We start from the raw sequence: 18451 nt of genomic DNA, 5'->3' as shown, positions 1-18451 counted from the left end.
CTCCACACCAGGACCACGCGAGGGGACCGCCATGACCCAGCAGCAGCCGCACCACACCCAGCCCGCATGGGGACAGCCCCCGCAGCCCGGCCCCTACGGCCCCCCGCCGCCGAAGAAGGGCATGTCCACCGGGGCGATCATCGCGATCGTCATCGGCAGCGTGTTCGCGTTCCTCGTGCTGCTCGGCGTCATCGTCGGCGGCGACGACAGCACCCAGGCTGGCGACAGCAAGGCCCCCGCGAAGAGCGCTGCGGCTGCGCCCGCGAAGAAGACCGCCGCGCCGCCGGCTGAGGAGCCGGCCGAGAAGGCCCCCGTAAAGATCACGGCGAAGAAGACCGCGTTCGCCCCGTCCGTCCTGCACCAGGGCGGCGCGTACACGAGCGTCACCGTGACGATCGCCAACAGCGGCGACAAGGACATCGACGTCAACCCGCTGTACTTCACGATCACCGACACCACCGGCAGCAAGCACACCGCCGAGCTCGGCATGGACGAGGACCAGATCGCCACCGTGAAGCTGTCCCCGGGCGAGAAGGTCACCGGGACCGTCACCGGCAAGGGCAAGTGGACGGCCGCCTACGTGACGTACGTGGATGGCATGTTCGGTGACGGCGTGCGCGGCACTGTGTCCTGACCGCTTGCGTGAGACGAGCCGTCTCGTCTACAGTCGCAGGCAGATCCGGCGTGCCCGGAACCAGACGCAAGGCCCCGACCACCACGGTCGGGGCCTTTCTCATGCCCGGAGGTGCCCCGTGWCCTTCRCGCCCGGCACTCCGACCGTCACCCTCACAGGCACCCTGCCCGCCGCCATCAACGGCACCCCCGCCACCGGCCAGTTCACCGCCACCCCCTCCTCATACCTCGTCGACACCAGCCGACAGGCCATCTACGCAGGCGGCGGCACCGTCCAGTTCACCAACGGCGCGTTCTCCCTCACGATCCTCCCCAACGACGCGTCCGGCGTAGGCCCGGCCGGCTGGCGCTGGCGGTTCAGCATCGAGGTCGACGGCGCGCCCCGGATTCAGTTCTGGGCCTACGTCACCGGCACCGGCACCGTCGACATCTCCAGCCTGGTGCCCGTGCCCGCGCCCGATGGTGGCTCGTCCAGTGGCGGCGCGGTCGCGTCGGTCAACGGGAAGACGGGCGTCGTCGTCCTCACCTACGCGGACGTGGCCGCCGAGCCCGAGGGCGCCGTCGCCGCGCACGCGAGCGGCACCGACCCGCACGGCGACCGGGCATGGGCCAACGGCCAGTTCACGGCCAAGACCGCCAACCTGAGCGACCTGAGCAGCGCCTCGACGGCGCGCACGAACCTCGGTCTCGGTGGCGCGGCCACCCTGACCGTCGGCACCACTGCCGGCACCGTCGCGGCCGGCGACGATGCCCGGTTCTCCTCCGGCGGCGGAGGGACCACCATCCGCACCCGGACCGCCCGCATCAGCGACGGCGCCATCGCGGACCTACCCTCCGCCCCGTCCTGGACGATCGTCACCACCTCCGTCGGCACGCCGCTCCAGTGCTCCATCCCCGCCGCAGTCGGCGACCGGATCCGCGTGCACGTCGCCATGCTCTACAGCGGCGGCCACTTCCTCGACGTCGCGCTACTCAGCTCCGCCGGAGCGATCGCCCTGTACGACGGCTCCGGGACGTCCAGCCCCCTCGCCGAGGGCGCGCCGTGGTTCTACCCCTCGACCGCGTTCTCGAAGGAACCCGGCGGGATCATGTTCACCGTCGGCTCCGGCCACCTCTCCGGCGGCCAAGCCACCGTTGCGCTCGTCCACCAGGGCACCAGCGCCGGCAAGGTGTACGCCTTCCCCGGCTACCCGTGGCGGATGGTCCTGGAGCTCATCGGCCCCGAACCCGCGTAGGAGGTGCCCGGTGACGAACCAGTACGGCGCCGACCACCACAACCCGCCCGTCACCGACGAGGAGCGCGCCGAAATCCGCCGCCTCCACGCCGAGGGCCACGGACGCAACGAGATCTCCCGCCGCACCGGGCGCAGCCTCCGCACCATCAGCGTCCAGGCCGAGCGGATGGGCCTCACCTTCGACCGCACCATGACCGCCGTGGCTACAGAGGCCCGCGTCATCGACGGCCGAGCCCGCCGCGCCGCCATCCTCGCCGGCCTCTACGAGGTCGCCGAGGCCGAACTCGACTACCTCCGGCAGGGCGGCCAGTACGCGCTCGTCGAGGTGTCGTCCGGCAAGGCCGTCCGCTTCAACGCCGACCGGCTCCCCGCGCAGGACCGGCGCGCCCTGATCACCGGGATCAGCACCGCCATGACCGCAGCGGCCCGCCTCGAATCGATGGAGGGCGACCCCGGCATCACCGGCGCCGCATCACTCCTGATGAACCTGTCCGACGCATTCCGCCTGGCGGCCGGTCCCCCGGAGGACGACACCGGGGAGGGCTGATGCTCGACTCGCTCCCCCTGTCGGCCAAGCAGATCCGTTCGATCGCGCACGCGACCGCCCGCATCAACCTGTGGCACGGCGCGATTCGGTCCGGGAAGACGATCGCGAGCCTGATCGCGTTCGTAATCGCGATCGCGGCCGCACCGTCGTCCGGCCTCATCGTGATCGTCGGCCGGTCGCTCCAGACCATCGAACGCAACGTCCTCGACCCGCTCCAGGACGAAGCCCTCTTCGGGCCCGTCGCCCGACTCGTGCAGCACACCCGCGGCGCGACCACGGCCGTCATCCTCGGCCGGACAATCCACCTGATCGGCGCCGCCGACTCCCGCGCCGAGGGCCGGCTCCGCGGCCTCACCGCCTGCCTCGCCTACGTCGACGAGGCCACCCTCGTCCCCCGCGGGTTCTGGAACCAGCTCCTCGGCCGCCTCAGCGTGCCGGGGGCGCGGCTGTTCGCCACGACCAACCCGGACAACCCCGGGCACTGGCTCCGCAAGGAGTTCATCAACCGGTCCGGTGACCTCAACCTGAGGCACTGGCAATTCACCCTCGACGACAACCCGTCGCTCGACCCCGCGTACGTCGCCGCCCTGAAAGCCGAGTACGTGGGCCTGTGGTATCGGCGGTTCATCCTCGGCCACTGGGTGCAGTCCGAGGGCGCCATTTACGAGATGTTCGACGCCGAGCGCCACGTCGTGCGGGACCTCCCGCACATCGAGCGGTGGCTGTGCGACGCGATCGACTACGGCACCGTCAACCCGTTCGCGGACCTCCTCCTCGGCCTCGGCCGCGACGGGCAGGGCCGCGCCGGGCTCTACGTGGTGTCGGAGTACCGGCACGACTCCCGTACCGCCCGCCGGCAGCTCACCGACTCCGAGTACTCCGCCGCCCGGCGCCGTTGGCTCACCTCGGTGCCGCAGCCGCAGGCGGGGAACGTGTTGGGCGTCCGCCCGGAGTGGACCGTCGTCGACCCGTCCGCCGCCTCGTTCATCGAGCAGCTGCACCGCGACGGCGTGTCCGGCGTCACCCCAGCCGATAACTCCGTTCTCGACGGCATCCGCGGCGTGGCGAACCTCCTCGCCAGCGACCGACTGTTCGTCCACGCCTCGTGCACGGGCCTCATCGATGAGCTCCCCGGCTACTCGTGGGACGACGAGGCCGCCGAGAAGGGCGAGGACAAGCCGATCAAGCTCGAAGACCACTCGTGCGACGCGTTGCGCTACGGCGTCCGCACTACTGAGGCCCTGTGGCGGCCACACATTCCCATCCTGGAGGTGGCCGCGTAATGCCCCTGCCCGCAAGCGGCGCGACCTGGCCGCCCACCGACCCGATCGTTCAGTCCGACCTCGCCGACTGGGATGCCTGGTATTCCGCCGAGCCCGACCGCCTGGAGCAGCGTTACCAGGGCCGCGGCACCGTCGGCACCCCGAACAGGCCCGCCCAGTACGCAGGCGGGATCCGCGGCCGGGTGGCCCGCTGGTTTTGGGGCAACCCGACCCCGGCTGGCGAGAAGCGCGACAAGGTCCACATCCCCCTCGCGGGCGACATCGCCCGCACGAGCAGCGGCCTGCTGTTCTCGGAGCCGCCGAAGCTCATCAGCGACCACACGGAGACCCAGGCCCGCCTCGACCAGCTCGTCGAGGGCGGCCTACACCCGACGCTCCTGGAGTCCGGCGAGCTGTGCGCGGCCCTCGGCGGCGCCTACTACCGCGTGGTGTGGGACGAAGAGGTCTCCGACCGGCCGTGGATTGACACCGTGGCCGCCGACCGGGCCGTCCCAGAGTTCCGCTACGGCAAGCTCGTCGCGGTCACGTTCTGGACGGTGCTGCCCGACCCCGACGACCCGACCGGGCGCCGCGTGTTCCGGCACCTGGAGAAGCACGAGAAGGGCCGGATCTACCACGGCCTCTACGAAGGGTCGGCGACGTCCCTGGGCGCCGTGCGGCCACTCCAGGACCACCCGGCAACCGCGCCCCTCGCGGCGATGGTGGACGCGGAGGGCGGCCTCGACACGGGCGCCCCGGACCACCTGACCGCCTCCTACATGCCCAACGTGCGCCCCGCACGCGGGTGGCGGCACATCCCGTCGGCCGCGTACTGGGGGCAGTCCGACTTCCAGGGCATCGAGGGCATCCTCGACGCCCTCGACGAAGCCTGGTCGTCGTGGATGCGGGACATCCAGAACGGCAAGGGCCGCATCATCGTCGCTGACGCGCTCCTCCAGTCCGCCGGGCCCGGCCAGGGCGCCACGTGGGAGGAAGAGAAGCGGGTCTTCACGGGCCTGAACATGCTGCCCCGCGCGAACGACAAGGGCTCACCGATCGACGTGGTGCAGTTCGAGATTCGGGTGGCCGAGCACCGCGACACCTGCGCTGCGCTCGTCGAGCAGGCAGCCCAGCAGGCCGGATACTCGGCCGCCACGTTCGGCGAGACCGACGGCACCGCCGTGACCGCGACGGAGATCCGGGCCCGGCAGCGCCGCACGCTCATGACCCGGTCACGGAAGGCCCTGTATGCCGACCCTGCGCTGTCGTCCATCGTCGCGGCGCTCCTCGCCGTCGAGGCCGGCCCCCGGTTCGGCGTCAAGGGCCTCGACACCTCCGAGCCACCCAAGGTCGAGTTCGAGGACTCCATCAGCGAGTCCACGGGCGAGCTGGCCACCACCGCGGAGCTCCTGCGCCGGGGCGAAGCTGCTTCGACTGACACCCTCGTGCGGATGATGCACCCGGACTGGGACGACAAGCAGGTGAAGGCGGAGGTCGACGCGATCCTCGGCGAGTCCGGGCGCGCCACATCCGACCCGACCGAGACCGGAGCTGAGGGGGTGCCGCATGCCGGTGTCCCCAGCGATGGCGGAGGACCTCGCCCGTGAGGTAGGGCTCCTCTACCAGGATGCCGAAGCCGCACTGCTGGAGCTGCTCGCGACCGCGCTGGAGGCGGACATCGACAGCCCGAGGTGGGCCGAGCTGAAGCTCGCGTCCATCGGGAACCTCCGCACGGCCGTCGAGCAGGTCGCCGACGCGCTCCAGAGCGACACCACCGGCGCCGTACGCGAGGCACTGGTGACCGCCTACAACCGGGGCCGCCAGGCCGCCGTAGCCGAGTTCGGCGCGCTGGACATCGGCCGGGAGCTCGTCGCCCGCGACACCCTCCCCGGGGCGCCCGCGGTCGACCGGCTCGCCGCGTCGATGGCGGAGGACACCCGGCCCGTGTACCAGCGGATCACCCGGGTTGTCGTCGACACCTACCGGCGGATCATCGGCCGCGCGTCCGGCACCCAGCTGCTCACCGGCATGACCCGCCGGCAGGCGTCCCAGAGGGCCCTCGACCAGTTCGCGCAGCGCGGCGTGACCGGGTTCGTCGACTCCGCAGGCCGGTCCTGGGACATGGCGTCCTACGCCGAGATGGCCGTCCGCTCCGTGACGGCCCGCGCGGCGATCGAGGGGCACATCGACGCGCTCGCCGAGATCCGCGTCGGCTACGTCATCGTCTCCGATGCGCCGCTGGAGTGCCCGCTGTGCCGGCCGTGGGAGGGCGAGATTCTCACCCTGGGGCCGACGACGGGCCCGCACACCGTGCGTCTGGAGCACGAGATCCAGCCGACGGGCGTCCGGGCCGCGTTCCGGCCGCCGGAGACGGTGGCCGTGCACGTCGCAGGCAGCCTCACCGAAGCGCGAGGTGCGGGCCTGTTCCACCCGAACTGCCGCCACAGCCTCGGCGCGTACCTGCCCGGGGTGACAACCCGGCCGCCGCACCACGCGACGCCCGGCACCACCTACGCCGACACGCAGCGCCAGCGCGCCATCGAGCGGCACATCCGCCGGTGGAAACGCGTGCAGGCCGCGGCGATGGACGAGCAGGCCCGACGGCGCGCCGGAGCGTACGTCCGTAAGTGGCAGGCCGCCATGCGCGAGCACATCGACGCGCACGAGGTTCTGCGGCGCAAGCCCGCACGCGAGCAGATCGGCGCCGCCCGCTGACCGAGCCAGGGAGGAGACAGCCATGGGGAAGGCGTTCGTCGCCAAGCTCGCGAAGGAGGGCGCCCGGAATCCGGAAGCGCTCGCAGCCTGGATCGGCCGACAGAAGCACGGCCGCAAGGCGTTCCAACAGCTCGCCGCGGCCGGCCGAGACAACGCCCAGGAGCAGCGCGACATCATGAGCCGGGTCCGTCCGTCGGGGCGTCTCTCCCGCGACCTGACGGGATTCTCCGACAGAGAGCTTGGGCGCACGCTCTCCGAGCTCACACCGGCGGAATCTGCCAAGGTGGCGGCCGAGATGGACCGTCGTGACACCGCGGCGCGTCTACCCGGCGCCCGTCCCGACTTGATCGGCCTGTCGGATGCCGAGCTGGGCCAGCGTGCGGGTAGCGCGACAGGACCGGAACTTGCAGCCATCGCCGAGGAAGCCGACCGGCGCCAGAAAGTCGGGGAGGTCTTCCCCGGCGGAACCCTCGCCGGAGACCTCTCCGGGGTAGACGAGGCTACCCTCGGCTGGGCCCTTCGCTACGCACAGCCCGACGAGGCCGCCCGCATCGCTGGGGAGATGGATCGCCGGCACCCGCCCACACCTGTTCCCGCAGCCGCAGGAGCAGGCACGGTGGCTGGGCAGCTTGCAGACCGGGCCGCCATGGACGAGTTGCTCGGCTCCGACGCGGACGGGTGGGGACACCTCGCCAGCGACAGGCCGGACCCTCGCGACGGCATGTCGGCCACGGAACGGTGGCTGGCCGACCGGGACGAGGAGGCCCAGGCGGCCCGCGGGGCCTACACCCGCGCGCAGGTGCGGGACATGTACCGCGAGCACGTCTACGCCCAGTACATGGCCGCCGAGGACGCACTCCGGGGAGTGCTGCTGTCCCGTGATGCCAACAGGCAAGGCATCGATCCCGTGATGCTGTTCACCGGCCCGGCACACGTGGCGTTCGCACGCGCGTCGGAGGAGCTGAAGCGCTGGTGGCAGACCAACCCGCGCACTACGCTCGCCGAGTATGAGGAGCAGGTCACCGGCCAGCGTTCCGCCGCCGGGAACACGGCCCGCAAGAGCCGTGACGACCAGCAGAACCGACTCTGACCAGGAGGCACCCATGGGGCCGCGTGAGCAGCTCGTGACCGCGCTCAACGAGGGCGCCGAAGCCGGACGTCGCGGCAAGCAGCCGACCGCATGCCCCTATGGCGCTGGGGACCTTCGACGCTCGGCGTGGCTCCGCGGCTACGCGAAGAACCGTCGCCTCCCCGGCGAGTAGCCTCCCCTGACTGTTCGCCCCTGGGCCCGCCTCGTGCGGGCCCTTTCGCATGTCCAACCGGCCCGCCTGGCGCGGGCCTTTCTCTATGCCCCTGGAGGGCAGCCATGCACCGCACCACCCTCGCCCGTACGCGTCTCGACGGCGCCGGATGGGCACACCCCTACCGCACGGGCCCTTTCGACCCGTTCCTGTACGCCGACGGCGCGSCCGGAGACGCCTCCGGATCCGCCGCCACCGACGCCGGTAACCCGCCGGCTGGTGCAGCCGCTCCCCAGGGCGGGCAGCCGCCCGCCGTGCCCGGATCGACTCCGGACGCGGGGCAGGACATCACGTCCCTGCCTCCCTGGGCGCAGAAGGTCATCACGGACGCGCGGGCCGAGGCCGGTAAGGCGCGCACCGTCGCCAAGCAGCACGCGGCGGAAGAGGCACGCCAGAAGATGGCGCAGGACATCGGGAAGGCACTGGGGCTCGTCACCGACGACGCGCAGGCGCCGACCCCGGAGCAGCTCACCGAGCAGCTCCGCCAGTCCGCCAGCGAGACCACCATCGCGCAGGAGGACGCAGCGTCGGCCCGCCTGGAGCTGCACGTCTACCGGACCGCGGCCCGGCTCGGCGCGAACGCGGACGCGCTCCTCGACTCCCGCGCGTTCTGCGACACCATCGACGCCCTCGACCCGGCCGCCGCGCCGGAGCAGTTCAACGCGGCCGTACAGAAGGCCATCGAGACCGCGCTGGAGCGCAACCCGGGCCTGCGGGCCCGTGGGGGTGCCGGCCGGTCCGGGGTGGACCTGTCCGGAGGCTCGGGGGACCAGCCCCACAGCCTCGACAAGCAGATCGCGGAAGCGACCGCGAAGCGGGACTTCACGACTGTCATCCGACTGAAGCGGCAGCAGGCCGCACCCTGATCTAGGAGAACCTCATGGCCGGTATCACCGGGCTGGCGACCACGTTCGACCTCCCCAACTACGCGGGCGAGCTGTTCGCCCTGACCCCTGCCGACACGCCGTTCCTGTCCGCGATCGGCGGCCTGACCGGCGGCGGCATGACCTCGGGCGTGGAGTTCGAGTGGCAGACCTACGACCTGCGTGACCCGTCGCAGCGCACCCGTGTGGAGGGCGCGACCGCGCCGACCGCCGAGGAGCGGGTCCGGGCGAACGTGCGGAACGTGGCGCAGATCCACCAGGAGAAGGTGTCCGTCTCGTACACCAAGCAGGCCACCATGGGGATGATGACGACCCCGGGTTCGGCACCGTACCGCGGGGTTGACGGCTCCAACCCGGTGAACAGCGAGCTGGACTGGCAGGTCGCGCAGGCGCTCAAGTCCATCGCGCTGGACGTCAACTACAGCTTCATCAACGGCTCGTTCTCCAACCCGACGACGAACGCGACCGCGCGGAAGACCCGCGGCCTGCTCGCGGCGGTCACCTCGAACCGGATCGCGAAGGGTGTGACCACGACCGGCGCGACGTCGGCGACCGACACGATCACCTCGACCGGTCACGGCCTCGTCGACGGCGACAAGATCGTCTTCACGAACACGTCGACCGCGACCACGATCGTCGCCGGGCGGATCTACTACGTGGACGCGATCGACGCGAACACTTTCAAGGTCGCGACCAGCTCGGGCGGCACGGCCATCACCCTGGGGACCGTGACCGGCCTGGCGTACACCAACCCGTGGGAGACCGCGCTCACCACCGACCACGTGTCCGACCTGCTCCAGCTCGCCTACGACAACGGCGGCATCTCGGAGCAGGCCACCGCCACCCTGATCGTCAACTCGGCGCAGCGCCGCGCGGTCACCAAGGCGTTCGCCTCGGCCTACGGCCAGTTCCAGGAGACGAGCCGGACCGTCGGCGGCGTCGCCGTCGACACCCTCATCACCGACTTCGGCACCCTCAACGTGATGATGGACCGGCACATGCCGCAGGACGTCATCACGGTCGCGTCGCTGGAGCAGTGCCGGCCGGTGTTCCTCAACGTGCCCGGCAAGGGCGTGATGTTCGAGGAGCCGCTCGCGAAGACCGGCGCGTCGGACGAGGTCCAGCTGTACGGCGAGATCGGCCTGGAGTACGGCAACGAGCGCGCCCACGCGGTCATGACCGGGCTGAAGGTGTGACCGTGACCGTCTACCAGCGAACCACCGGCGGCCACGTCGCCGAGAGCCTGCGCCCGGTGCCGGGAAGCGAGGAGGCCGCCGAGCTGGAGAAGCTCGCGGCCGACCCCGCGTCCGGGTGGCGCGCGGTGGCCGTCGAGCCGCCCGCGCCCGCCGGGCCGCCGGCCAAGTCCGCGGCGAAGGCCGAGTGGGTGGCCTGGGCGGTTGCCCAGGGCGCGGACGAGGCCGAGGCCGAGAAGACCACTAAGGACGAGCTGATCAGCGCGTATGGAGGTGACAGCTGATGGCACTCGTATCCGATCTCGGCGTGACGGTGTCGGGGCTGCTGACGCGGACCGCGGACCTATCGACGCCGGTTGACTCGCTGTCGTGGCGGCGCGGGGTGCATCTGGAGTCCGGCACGACCGCGGGTAAGGCGGATCTCAGGTTCGCGGACACGCGGACGCTGGCGGCGTCGGCGACGGAGGATCTCGACCTCGCGGGCGTCCTGCTGGACGCTTTCGGGTCGGCGCTCACCTTCGTGCGGGTGAAGGGCATCTTCATCGCGGCCTCGTCGGCGAACGCGAACAACGTGGTCGTCGGCGCTGCGTCCAGCAACGCATGGGCGGGGCTCCTCAACGCCACCGGCACGATCACCCTGCGCCCCGGCGCCACGTTCGCCGCGATGTCCGGCAGCGCAGACGCCACCGGCATGGCCGTCACCGCAGGCACCGGCGACCTGCTGAAGGTCGCCAACTCCGGCGCCGGAACGTCCGTCACGTACGACATCGTCATCATCGGCGCATCCGCATAGGGGGTGGCCCATGGCCCGGATCTACGCGACCAGCTCGCAGTACCAGGAGTACACCGGGCAGACCCCGCCGACGGACATCGACGTACGACTCCGCAGGGCCTCCGCATTCCTCGAAGCGGAGGTCCTGCGGCTGTGCCGGTACGACGTCGACGACGACGGCATGCCGGCCAACGCGCTCGTACTGGCTGCGGTCGCGGACGCGACGTGCGCGCAGGTCGAGTGGGGCGTCGACGTCGGCGATGTGACCGGCGCGGCGGCGGTCGGCTGGGGCACGGTCACGATCGGCTCCGCCACGCTGTCCCGGTCGGTCACTGCCACGACCGGCGACGATGCTCCGGGCCGGCAGATCGCACCGGCGGTCTGGGACGCGCTGCGTTCCCCGGACCTCACCCCGGACGTGTTCTATCTCGGGGCGGTGGGCTCGTGTTGACCGTCCTCCCCGGCTGGCTGCTGGGGCACACGGTCACCGTCGAGCCGTATGCGGGGAGCAGCGCCTACGGGCCCGTGTACGGCGCGCCTGTGGCGGTGGCGTGCTTCCTGGACCAGAAGACCCGCACCGTGCGAGACAAGACCGGCCGTGAGGTCGTGTCGTCGTCGACGTTCTACGCCCGGCCCGGCCTCGTCTGCCCGCCGGAATCCCGCGTCACCCTCCCCGACGGGCGGCGCACCACGGTGATTGAGCGGCTCGACCGTTCCGGCGGCGGGATGCCGACCCCGGACCATGTGGAGGTGCAGCTCACGTGAGCCAGTACACGACCTTCCGGCCGGGCAACGCCAGCCGCCTGTGGACCTCCCGCGGCCGCCGCCTGGCGGGCGAGGGCCTGCAACGCGGCCTGGAACACGTCCTCTTCGAGGCGCAGAAAATCGTGCCTCTCGATGAGGGCACCCTGGAGCGGTCCGGGCGGGTCATCCGCGACGGCCTGGAGGGCGCGATCAGCTTCGACACCGTGTACGCCCGCCGGCAGCACGAGGAACTCACCTGGAAGCACCTCCCGGGCCGGAAGGCGAAGTACCTGGAGATCCCCATGAACTCGGAGCGGGACGTGGTCCTGGAGCTGATGGCCGTCAACGTGAGGCGGTGGTTCCGTGGCTGATGAGCCGGACCTCCTCGACGGCCTCGCCCGCTACCTGGCGGAGCGGGGCCTCGTCGTCTACGACCCCGCCGGTGTCGGCGGTGACTGCTTCCTGGAGTTGCTGCCGTCGGGCCCGGACGAGGCGGTAGCGCTCACCATCTACGACGACGGCCGGGAGGCGGACAGTCTCCTGCCGTACGACGAACCGAAGGTGCAGGTCCGGGTGCGGGGCACCACGGATCCGCGGATCTCTCGCCGCCGGTGCGCGATGATCCGCTCCCACCTGCATGGCCTCGGGCCGGTGATCCTGCCCGACGGCACGAACCTGATCCTGTCGGTCGCACTCCAGTCGGCGCCCGCGTCGCTCGGCGTCGACGAGAACCAGCGGCACGAGCACGTCTGCAACTTCCGCATGGAGATCCGGCAGCCGACCGTGCACCGCCCCTGACACACCCACCCAGCTCAGCCCGCGCCGCCACGGTGATGGGCTCTTCGCCATGCCCTGGAGGACATGATGGCGGCACAGAAGTACAACGCGAGGGATGTCCGATTCCAGATCGAGGACTACCTCAGCCCGGGCACCTGGACGGAGTTCCGGACCGCGAACGGCGGCTCCGGCGAAGGCGGCATCAACACCTTCTCCCGCTCCCACGAGTACGAGGCCGCCGACACCACCACGTTCGGGTCCAACGGGCGCTCCGAGACGCAGAACATGCAGGAAGGCATGTCGCTGACGCTGGAGGGCTTCCGGCTCGTCGACCCGGCCACCGGCGCCCTCGACCCGGCGCAGTCGCTCGCCGAGCTCCAGGCCGCCCGCCTGGGTACCAGCTCGCTGTGCGGGTTCCGGTTCGCTGCGCCCGGCGAGACGACGTGGACCGTTTGGGCCGCGTCCACGTGGCAGCTCGGCGACGTCGGCGGCGGCAACAACGACAAGGCGTCGTGGTCCGTGACCGTCACGCGTTCCGGCCCGTCGACAACTGCGGTGATCGTGTGACGGCCCGCAAGGCGCAGTCCTGGGAGGACTTCAAGCGCGAGGCGTTCGGCGGCCGCACAGAGACGATCGGCGGCGTCACGGTCCGCGTCCCGACGGACATGCCGCTCGTCCTGGAAGACCTCGCGGGCAACCTGTCCGCCGAATCGCGCGCAGAGGACTTCGACGAGGTCGTGACCCTCCTCTACGGCGACGGTGTGTTCCAGCAGTGGGTAGCCGCCGGGATGGGCGCCGCCGAGCTGATGACCGCCCTCATGTGGGGCATGGTCCAGGCCACCGGCCGTGACATCACGTTCATGGAGGCGTACGACCTCGTCATGAGCGACGACCCGGGAAAAGCGCTGGCCATGCCGGCGAACCGGGCCGCACGCCGAGCCGCCTCGAAGAAGCCGTCCGCGAGCACTGGTGGGCCCTCGAAGCGGACTTCCAGCGCGAGTACCGCCTCGGCCCGCACGAGATCGCGCGCCTGACCCAGCGCCGCTTCTACGTCCTCGTCGGCGGCCTGTCCCCCGAAGCCATCTTCCGGCGGGTCGCCGGCGAGGAAATTTCGATCATCGACGACCCCGACCAGATCAACGCCGCCCTGCGGTTCTGACCCGAGGGAGGCCCAGTGGCCGCACTGAACGTGGGCGAGCTGATCGGCCGGATCCGCGCCGACGACTCCCCCATGCGTCTCGGGCTCGCGAACGCGCAGCTGCGGATGCGCGGGTTCCGCCGGGACATGGAGTCCCAGCTCCGCGAGATCAATCACCAGTTCCGCGAGCAGGACTGGGGCGGCATGTTCCGCCGCGGTCTCACGCAGATGAGGGCGTTCGGACAGGGCCTGGGGCGGGTTGCGCAGCACGCTGCGCCGCTGGGCCGGGTGGCCATGTCGATCGGGAAGATCGGCGCCCTCGCCGGGTCGGCTATCCCCATGGTGGCCGGTCTGGTGGCGACGCTCGCGAACATCGCCCCGGCGGCCGCGGTCGCGGTGTCCGGGTTCATCGCGATGCGGCTGGCCGCGGGCGCCCTGAAGCTGGGCATGGTCGGTGTCGACGACGCGATGAAGTCGGCCCTTGACCCGGAGCAGGCCGAGGAGTTCGAGAAGGCCCTGAAGAAGCTGGCGCCGAACGCGCAGGCGTTCGCCCGGCAGGTCAAGGCTATGGCTCCCGAGCTGAAGGCCCTCCAGCAGAGCGTGCAGAACAAGCTGTTCGACGGGTTCGCGACGGACCTGAAGGGCCTGGGGAAGTCGGTCCTGCCGATCTTCCGGAAGCACCTCGAAGCGTCGGCCGTCTCGCTCAACTTCATGGGGCGTGGCGCTGCCGCGGCTGCGATCGAGCTCGGCAAGAACGGTGTACTCGACAAGGCGTTGAAGGGCGCCAACGATGGCCTCGCGCAGCTCACCGAGGCACCCGGGCAGATCGTGACCGCGCTGGGGCAGATCGGTGCGGCCGCGGGCCCCTCGTTCGCGAAGCTGGCTGCGGCCGGCGGCGGGGCGCTGGACAAGCTGTCGGCCAAGCTGACGAAGGCGTTCGAGTCGGGTGCGATGCAGAAGGCGATCGAGAGGGCTATCAGCCTGATCGGTGACCTGGCCACGGTCGCCGGGAACGTCTTCAAAATCATCGGGTCGGTGTTCGGCGCGGCTGAGGCGTCGGGCGGCGGGATGCTCGGCGTCCTCAAGGAGATCACGGGCCAGCTCGCGAAGGCTTTCGCTTCCCCGCAGATCCAGAAGGGCCTCCGGGCGATCTTCGGGGTGATGGCGCAGGTCGGGGCCAGCGTGGGCCCGATCCTTGTCTCGCTGCTGATGTCCCTTGGGCGGCTCTTCGAGGTGCTGGGGCCGCCGGTCGAGCGGCTCGTGAAGCACCTCGGCGACGGCCTGTTGAAGATCGCGGATGCGCTCGGGCCCGTGGTCGTCGAGCTGGGCAAGGCGTTCGGCATCCTCGTCGATGCCTGCCTACCCCTCGTCGACGTCGCGGGGGATCTGATCGCCGCCGCGCTCCCCATCCTCACCCCGCTGTTCAAGGCGCTCGGCGACACGATCAAGGCCATGGCGCCGTTCGTGGCCGCGCTCGCCCAGGCCGCCGCGCAGCTCCTTATGCCGGTCCTCCAGGCCGTCGCCCAGGTCTTGCCGCAGCTTCTGCCGCCGTTCATCGACCTGCTCAACCGGATTTTCCCGATGCTGACGGACGCGATCGTCGAACTCACTCCGAGCCTCGGCGAGATGGGTGTTGCGCTGGCCGAACTGCTGGTCGCGGCCGCACCGCTGATCGTGAAGATGATCGAACTGGCCTTGGCTGTTGGCACCCGGCTGATCCCGGTCATCGGCCCCCTCATCGCCGTGATGGCCAAGCTCACGTCGGGCGCGCTCGCGGTCCTCGCCGACTTCATCACCCGGTACGTCATCCCCGCCGTGCAGGCCCTCGTGGCGCTGCTCCGGGGCGACTTCTCCGGGGCGCTGGAGCACGTGAAGACGATCGGCCGGAACATGGCCGAGGATCTGATCCGGAACTTCCTCAGCCTCAAGGAAAGGTCCGGACGCGCCCTGAACGACCTGTCCGCGTGGGCGTCACGGACGTTCCGCGAGATGGGGCAGTCCCTCGTCCGGTCCATCGCCCAGAAGACGGGCGAGGCCGTCGCGTTCTTCCGCGGGCTCCCGGGCCGGATCCGCGGCGCGCTCGGCGACCCGAACAGCCTGCTGTACGGCGCCGGACGCGCGATCCTGCGCGGCTTCATCTCCGGCATCACTTCGATGGTCGGCGAGCTGCGATCTCGGCTGTCGAGCATCACCAGCATGATCCCGGACCTGAAGGGCCCGCCGGAGAAGGACGCCAAGCTGCTCACCCCCGCCGGCCGCAGCGTGATGCGGGGGTTCATGGGCGGTATCTCCTCGCAGCTGCCCGCGCTCCAGCGGCAGCTCGGCGGGATCACCACCAGCCTGCCCGGCATGGCGATGGGCCCGATGTCCGCCGGAGCCACCGGCGGCGCCACGGCCGGCCGCCCGATCGTCATCGAGCTCCACGGCCCCGGCCTGCGGGACGTCATCCGCGACATGGTCCAGGTCGGCGGCGGAGACGTTCAGGTCGTCCTCGGCCGCTAACACCAGAAGGAGGCAGCTGTGCCGGTCCCCGATGCCCGTTTCGAGCTCCAGATCGCAGGTGTCTGGACCGACGTCACGGACTACGTCTCCCAGGCCGACGGCGTGAAGCTGGCGCAGGGGCGGTCCGACGAGGGCCGCCCCGTCGACCCGGGGGCCGGCTCGCTCACCCTCCTCTCACCGGACGGCCTGTTCTCCAACCGCAACCCGAACTCGCCCTACTTCGGGCTGCTGCCCCGCAACACTCCGATCCGGATCTCCACGACCGCGGGTGAGACCGTCCTCGACATCCCAGACGGCGTCGCCGGACGGGCGTCGACACCGGATCACGCGTCGCTCGACATCACCGGCGACATCGACGTCCGTATCGACCTGTCCATGGCCGCCTGGGCCGGGAACGTATCCAACCCGGTGCCGCTGATCGGCAAGTACAACAACACCGCGCCCAACAGGAGTTGGCGGCTCACCGTCCTCGCAACCGGCGTCGTGGCCTTCTCCTGGTTCCCCGACGGCATCAACCTCGTCGAGATCATCAGCACCAACCGGCTGCGCTGGGGCCCCGGACAGCGCGGCGCGATCCGCGCCACCCTCGACGTCAACAACGGCCTCGGCGGCTACACCGTCACCCTGTACACCTCCGACACCATCAACGGCACCTGGACGCAGCTGGACCAGCGGATCACCACCAGCGGCACCACCAGCATCATCAACAGCTCGGCGCCGCTGGAAGTCGGTGACTTCTCCACCCTCTCGTGGCCGAAGGTCGCTCGCCGGGTCTACGCCGCGCAGGTCCGCAACGGCATCGGCGGCAGCATCGTCGCCAACCCGGACTTCACCACGCTGGCCGCCGGTACGACGAGCTTCCCGGACAGCGCGGGCCGCACGTGGACCGTCGCCACGGCGACCGTCACCGACCGCCGCACCCGCGTCGTCCACTCCGTCCCCTCATGGCCCGCGAGCTGGCATGTATCCGGCAACGACCAGCGGACCAGGGTCCAGACCGCGGGCATCCTGCGGCGCCTCGGCCAGGGCCAGCAGGCCCTCGACAGCACGTTGCGGCGCCGGATCCTGGCCTACAGCCCGCTGGCGTACTGGCCGCTGGAGGACGGCGAAACCGCGGTGTCCGGGTCCAGCGCGCTGGCCGGCGGCGGGACGCTCCTCACCGAGGGGTTCACCTTCGCGCAGGACGGCAGCTTGGCCGGGTCGAACCCGCTGCCGGCGGTCGCGTCCGGCGGGGTGATGCGCGGCCCGATCCGGCCGCCGACGTCGTCCATCCTGGAGTGGATGGTCGAGATGGTCTACGGCACCTCGGCCGCCCCGGGCACCGATCAAGAGTTCCTGTCGTTCACCAGCTCTGGGACCGTGACCCGGTGGAGGATCCTGATGCGCACCGGTGTCGCCACCGTGCAGGGCTACGGCTCAGACGGCACCCTGCTGGTCAACCAGCCGATCGCGATCGGCTCCGACCTGTTCGCCGGCTGGAACCGCATGCAGTTCCGCGTGCAGACGATCGGTGTCGACCTGGAGTGGGACGTCACCTGGTACAACATCGGCGGCCCGGCAGGCGCGTTCACCGGCACCGTTGTGGGCGCCGCTACGGGCATCCCCACCTCGATTTACACCAAGTTCGGCACCATCGCGGACCTACGGATCGGGCACGTGGCCGTGTTCCCGCAGGGCTCCGACAGCTTCGCGCCGCAGCCGTTCGGTTCGGCCGACGGAGGCTACAACGGGGAGAACGCCCGGAACCGAGTCGTGCGCCTGGCGGGCGAGGAGGCCGCCACCCTGTCCCTGGGGCTGGCCGATTCGGACACCAGCCGCGCCACGGAACGCCTCGGCCCGCAGCTGCCCGCGACGCTCCTCACGGTCCTCCAGGACGCGGCGAACGTCGACGGCGGCATTCTGTACGAGGACGCGACGAAAGAGGCGCTGAAGTACCGGACCAGGACGACGCTGGAGAACCAGGCCGTCAAACTGACGGTGCCCTACGGCAACCTCCTCACGCCGTTCGAGCCGACCGAGGACGATCGGACACTCCGCAACGTCATCGAGGTCCGGCGCGAGCGCGGCGGGTACGGCCAGGCGTCCCTCGACGAGGGGCCGCTGTCGACCGACGAGGTCGGCGTCTACGACGAGTCGGTCTCCCTGCCGCTGTACGAGGACGCGCAGGCACCTGTCCACGCCGGATGGCGGCTGCACCTCGCGTCGTGGGACGAGGCCCGCTATCCGTCGGTCCGGATCCCGCTGCACAAGTACCCGGCCCTGATCGCACAAGTGGTGTCGCTGGAGATCGGCGACCGGATCCAGATCACGGGCACCCCGGCATGGATGCCGCCGGGCCCGGTCGACCTGATCGTCCAGCGCATCGAGGACGACCTCAAGACCTACGAGTGGACGGTGACGCTGACCTGTGCGCCGGCCGGGCCGTGGAACGTCGGCTCCGTCGACGACGCCACGTTCGGCCGGGGGGATACGGACGGCTGCACTCTCGGCGGCGCGGGTGCCACCACGACCGGCACGTCTCTGACGCTCGTGTCCTCGCCGGGCCCCCGCTGGGTCGACTCGGCCACCTACCCGTCCGACTTCCCGTTCACCGTGCTGGTCGGCGGCGAGGAGATGACCGTCACGGCGATCACCGGCACCACGACAACCCAGACCGCCACGGTCACCCGGTCCGTCAACGGCATCGTCAAGGCCCACGCGGCCGGCACCACCGTAGCCCTGGCCGATGCCACCTACTCCACCCTGTAA

20 protein-coding genes are annotated in these 18451 nt (G+C 70.9%); all 20 read left to right on the top strand.

All coding sequences use genetic code 11. The features are described from left to right. Window positions 1–31: 31 nt before the first annotated feature. The 20 genes from EAO71_RS24140 to EAO71_RS24045 all read left to right on the top strand — a co-directional run bounded on the left by EAO71_RS24140 (window position 32) and on the right by EAO71_RS24045 (window position 18451). The gene (locus EAO71_RS24140) at window positions 32–634 is read left to right on the top strand and encodes a DUF4352 domain-containing protein (protein ID WP_147979907.1); all 603 of its coding nucleotides are present in this window, start codon (window positions 32–34) and stop codon (window positions 632–634) included. 118 nt (window positions 635–752) lie between these two features. Further along, window positions 753–1868: a hypothetical protein gene (locus tag EAO71_RS24135; protein WP_147979906.1), complete on the top strand. Its 1116-nt coding sequence runs from the start codon at window positions 753–755 to the stop codon at window positions 1866–1868. Window positions 1869–1878: 10 nt separating this feature from the next. Further along, a complete protein-coding gene (locus EAO71_RS24130; RefSeq protein WP_147979905.1) occupies window positions 1879–2415 on the top strand; it encodes a helix-turn-helix domain-containing protein in 537 nt (178 codons plus the stop codon). Continuing rightward, a complete protein-coding gene (locus tag EAO71_RS24125) occupies window positions 2415–3698 on the top strand; it encodes a PBSX family phage terminase large subunit (protein ID WP_147979904.1) in 1284 nt (427 codons plus the stop codon). Before EAO71_RS24130 ends, EAO71_RS24125 begins: the two co-directional genes overlap by 1 nt. After that, on the top strand, window positions 3698–5284 hold the full coding sequence (locus EAO71_RS24120) for a phage portal protein (protein WP_147979903.1): 1587 nt from the start codon (window positions 3698–3700) through the stop codon (window positions 5282–5284). Before EAO71_RS24125 ends, EAO71_RS24120 begins: the two co-directional genes overlap by 1 nt. Beyond that, the gene (locus tag EAO71_RS24115) at window positions 5244–6392 is read left to right on the top strand and encodes a phage minor capsid protein (RefSeq protein ID WP_147979902.1); all 1149 of its coding nucleotides are present in this window, start codon (window positions 5244–5246) and stop codon (window positions 6390–6392) included. The genes EAO71_RS24120 and EAO71_RS24115 overlap by 41 nt, the downstream gene beginning before the upstream one ends. 22 nt (window positions 6393–6414) lie before the next feature. After that, window positions 6415–7482: a hypothetical protein gene (locus tag EAO71_RS24110; protein WP_147979901.1), complete on the top strand. Its 1068-nt coding sequence runs from the start codon at window positions 6415–6417 to the stop codon at window positions 7480–7482. Further along, window positions 7400–7654 (top strand): Rmf/CrpP fold protein, encoded by a 255-nt coding sequence (locus EAO71_RS39730; protein WP_315986610.1) that lies wholly within the window; start codon window positions 7400–7402, stop codon window positions 7652–7654. The genes EAO71_RS24110 and EAO71_RS39730 overlap by 83 nt, the downstream gene beginning before the upstream one ends. A 104-nt stretch (window positions 7655–7758) precedes the next feature. Next, the gene (locus EAO71_RS24100) at window positions 7759–8559 is read left to right on the top strand and encodes a hypothetical protein (protein WP_147979899.1); all 801 of its coding nucleotides are present in this window, start codon (window positions 7759–7761) and stop codon (window positions 8557–8559) included. 14 nt (window positions 8560–8573) lie between these two features. Further along, the gene (locus EAO71_RS24095; RefSeq protein ID WP_147979898.1) at window positions 8574–9773 is read left to right on the top strand and encodes an SU10 major capsid protein; all 1200 of its coding nucleotides are present in this window, start codon (window positions 8574–8576) and stop codon (window positions 9771–9773) included. A 2-nt stretch (window positions 9774–9775) separates the two neighbouring features. Further along, window positions 9776–10054, top strand: a complete 279-nt coding sequence (locus EAO71_RS24090; RefSeq protein ID WP_147979897.1) for a hypothetical protein — start codon at window positions 9776–9778, stop codon at window positions 10052–10054. Further along, entirely contained in the window at window positions 10054–10563 is a 510-nt protein-coding gene (locus tag EAO71_RS24085) for a hypothetical protein (RefSeq protein WP_147979896.1), read from the top strand. The genes EAO71_RS24090 and EAO71_RS24085 overlap by 1 nt, the downstream gene beginning before the upstream one ends. Before the next feature lie 10 nt (window positions 10564–10573). Continuing rightward, complete coding sequence (locus EAO71_RS24080) at window positions 10574–10993, top strand: hypothetical protein (protein ID WP_147979895.1); 420 nt, start codon at window positions 10574–10576, stop codon at window positions 10991–10993. Further along, entirely contained in the window at window positions 10987–11307 is a 321-nt protein-coding gene (locus EAO71_RS24075) for a hypothetical protein (RefSeq protein WP_261992316.1), read from the top strand. The genes EAO71_RS24080 and EAO71_RS24075 overlap by 7 nt, the downstream gene beginning before the upstream one ends. Next, a complete protein-coding gene (locus tag EAO71_RS24070) occupies window positions 11304–11657 on the top strand; it encodes a minor capsid protein (RefSeq protein ID WP_222723580.1) in 354 nt (117 codons plus the stop codon). Before EAO71_RS24075 ends, EAO71_RS24070 begins: the two co-directional genes overlap by 4 nt. Beyond that, on the top strand, window positions 11650–12084 hold the full coding sequence (locus EAO71_RS24065; protein ID WP_147979894.1) for a minor capsid protein: 435 nt from the start codon (window positions 11650–11652) through the stop codon (window positions 12082–12084). The genes EAO71_RS24070 and EAO71_RS24065 overlap by 8 nt, the downstream gene beginning before the upstream one ends. Before the next feature lie 63 nt (window positions 12085–12147). Continuing rightward, complete coding sequence (locus EAO71_RS24060) at window positions 12148–12630, top strand: phage tail tube protein (protein ID WP_147979893.1); 483 nt, start codon at window positions 12148–12150, stop codon at window positions 12628–12630. Beyond that, window positions 12627–13097 (top strand): hypothetical protein, encoded by a 471-nt coding sequence (locus EAO71_RS24055; RefSeq protein ID WP_147979892.1) that lies wholly within the window; start codon window positions 12627–12629, stop codon window positions 13095–13097. The genes EAO71_RS24060 and EAO71_RS24055 overlap by 4 nt, the downstream gene beginning before the upstream one ends. Before the next feature lie 140 nt (window positions 13098–13237). Further along, the gene (locus EAO71_RS24050; protein ID WP_147979891.1) at window positions 13238–15703 is read left to right on the top strand and encodes a phage tail protein; all 2466 of its coding nucleotides are present in this window, start codon (window positions 13238–13240) and stop codon (window positions 15701–15703) included. Window positions 15704–15721: 18 nt separating this feature from the next. After that, complete coding sequence (locus EAO71_RS24045) at window positions 15722–18451, top strand: hypothetical protein (protein ID WP_147979890.1); 2730 nt, start codon at window positions 15722–15724, stop codon at window positions 18449–18451.

It is taken from the genome of Streptomyces sp. MS191, from assembly GCF_008042125.1.
In the GTDB taxonomy this organism is placed as follows: domain Bacteria; phylum Actinomycetota; class Actinomycetes; order Streptomycetales; family Streptomycetaceae; genus Streptomyces.
The sequence above is the reverse complement of the archived record's forward strand: the minus strand, read 5'-3'. Positions and strand labels throughout refer to the sequence as shown.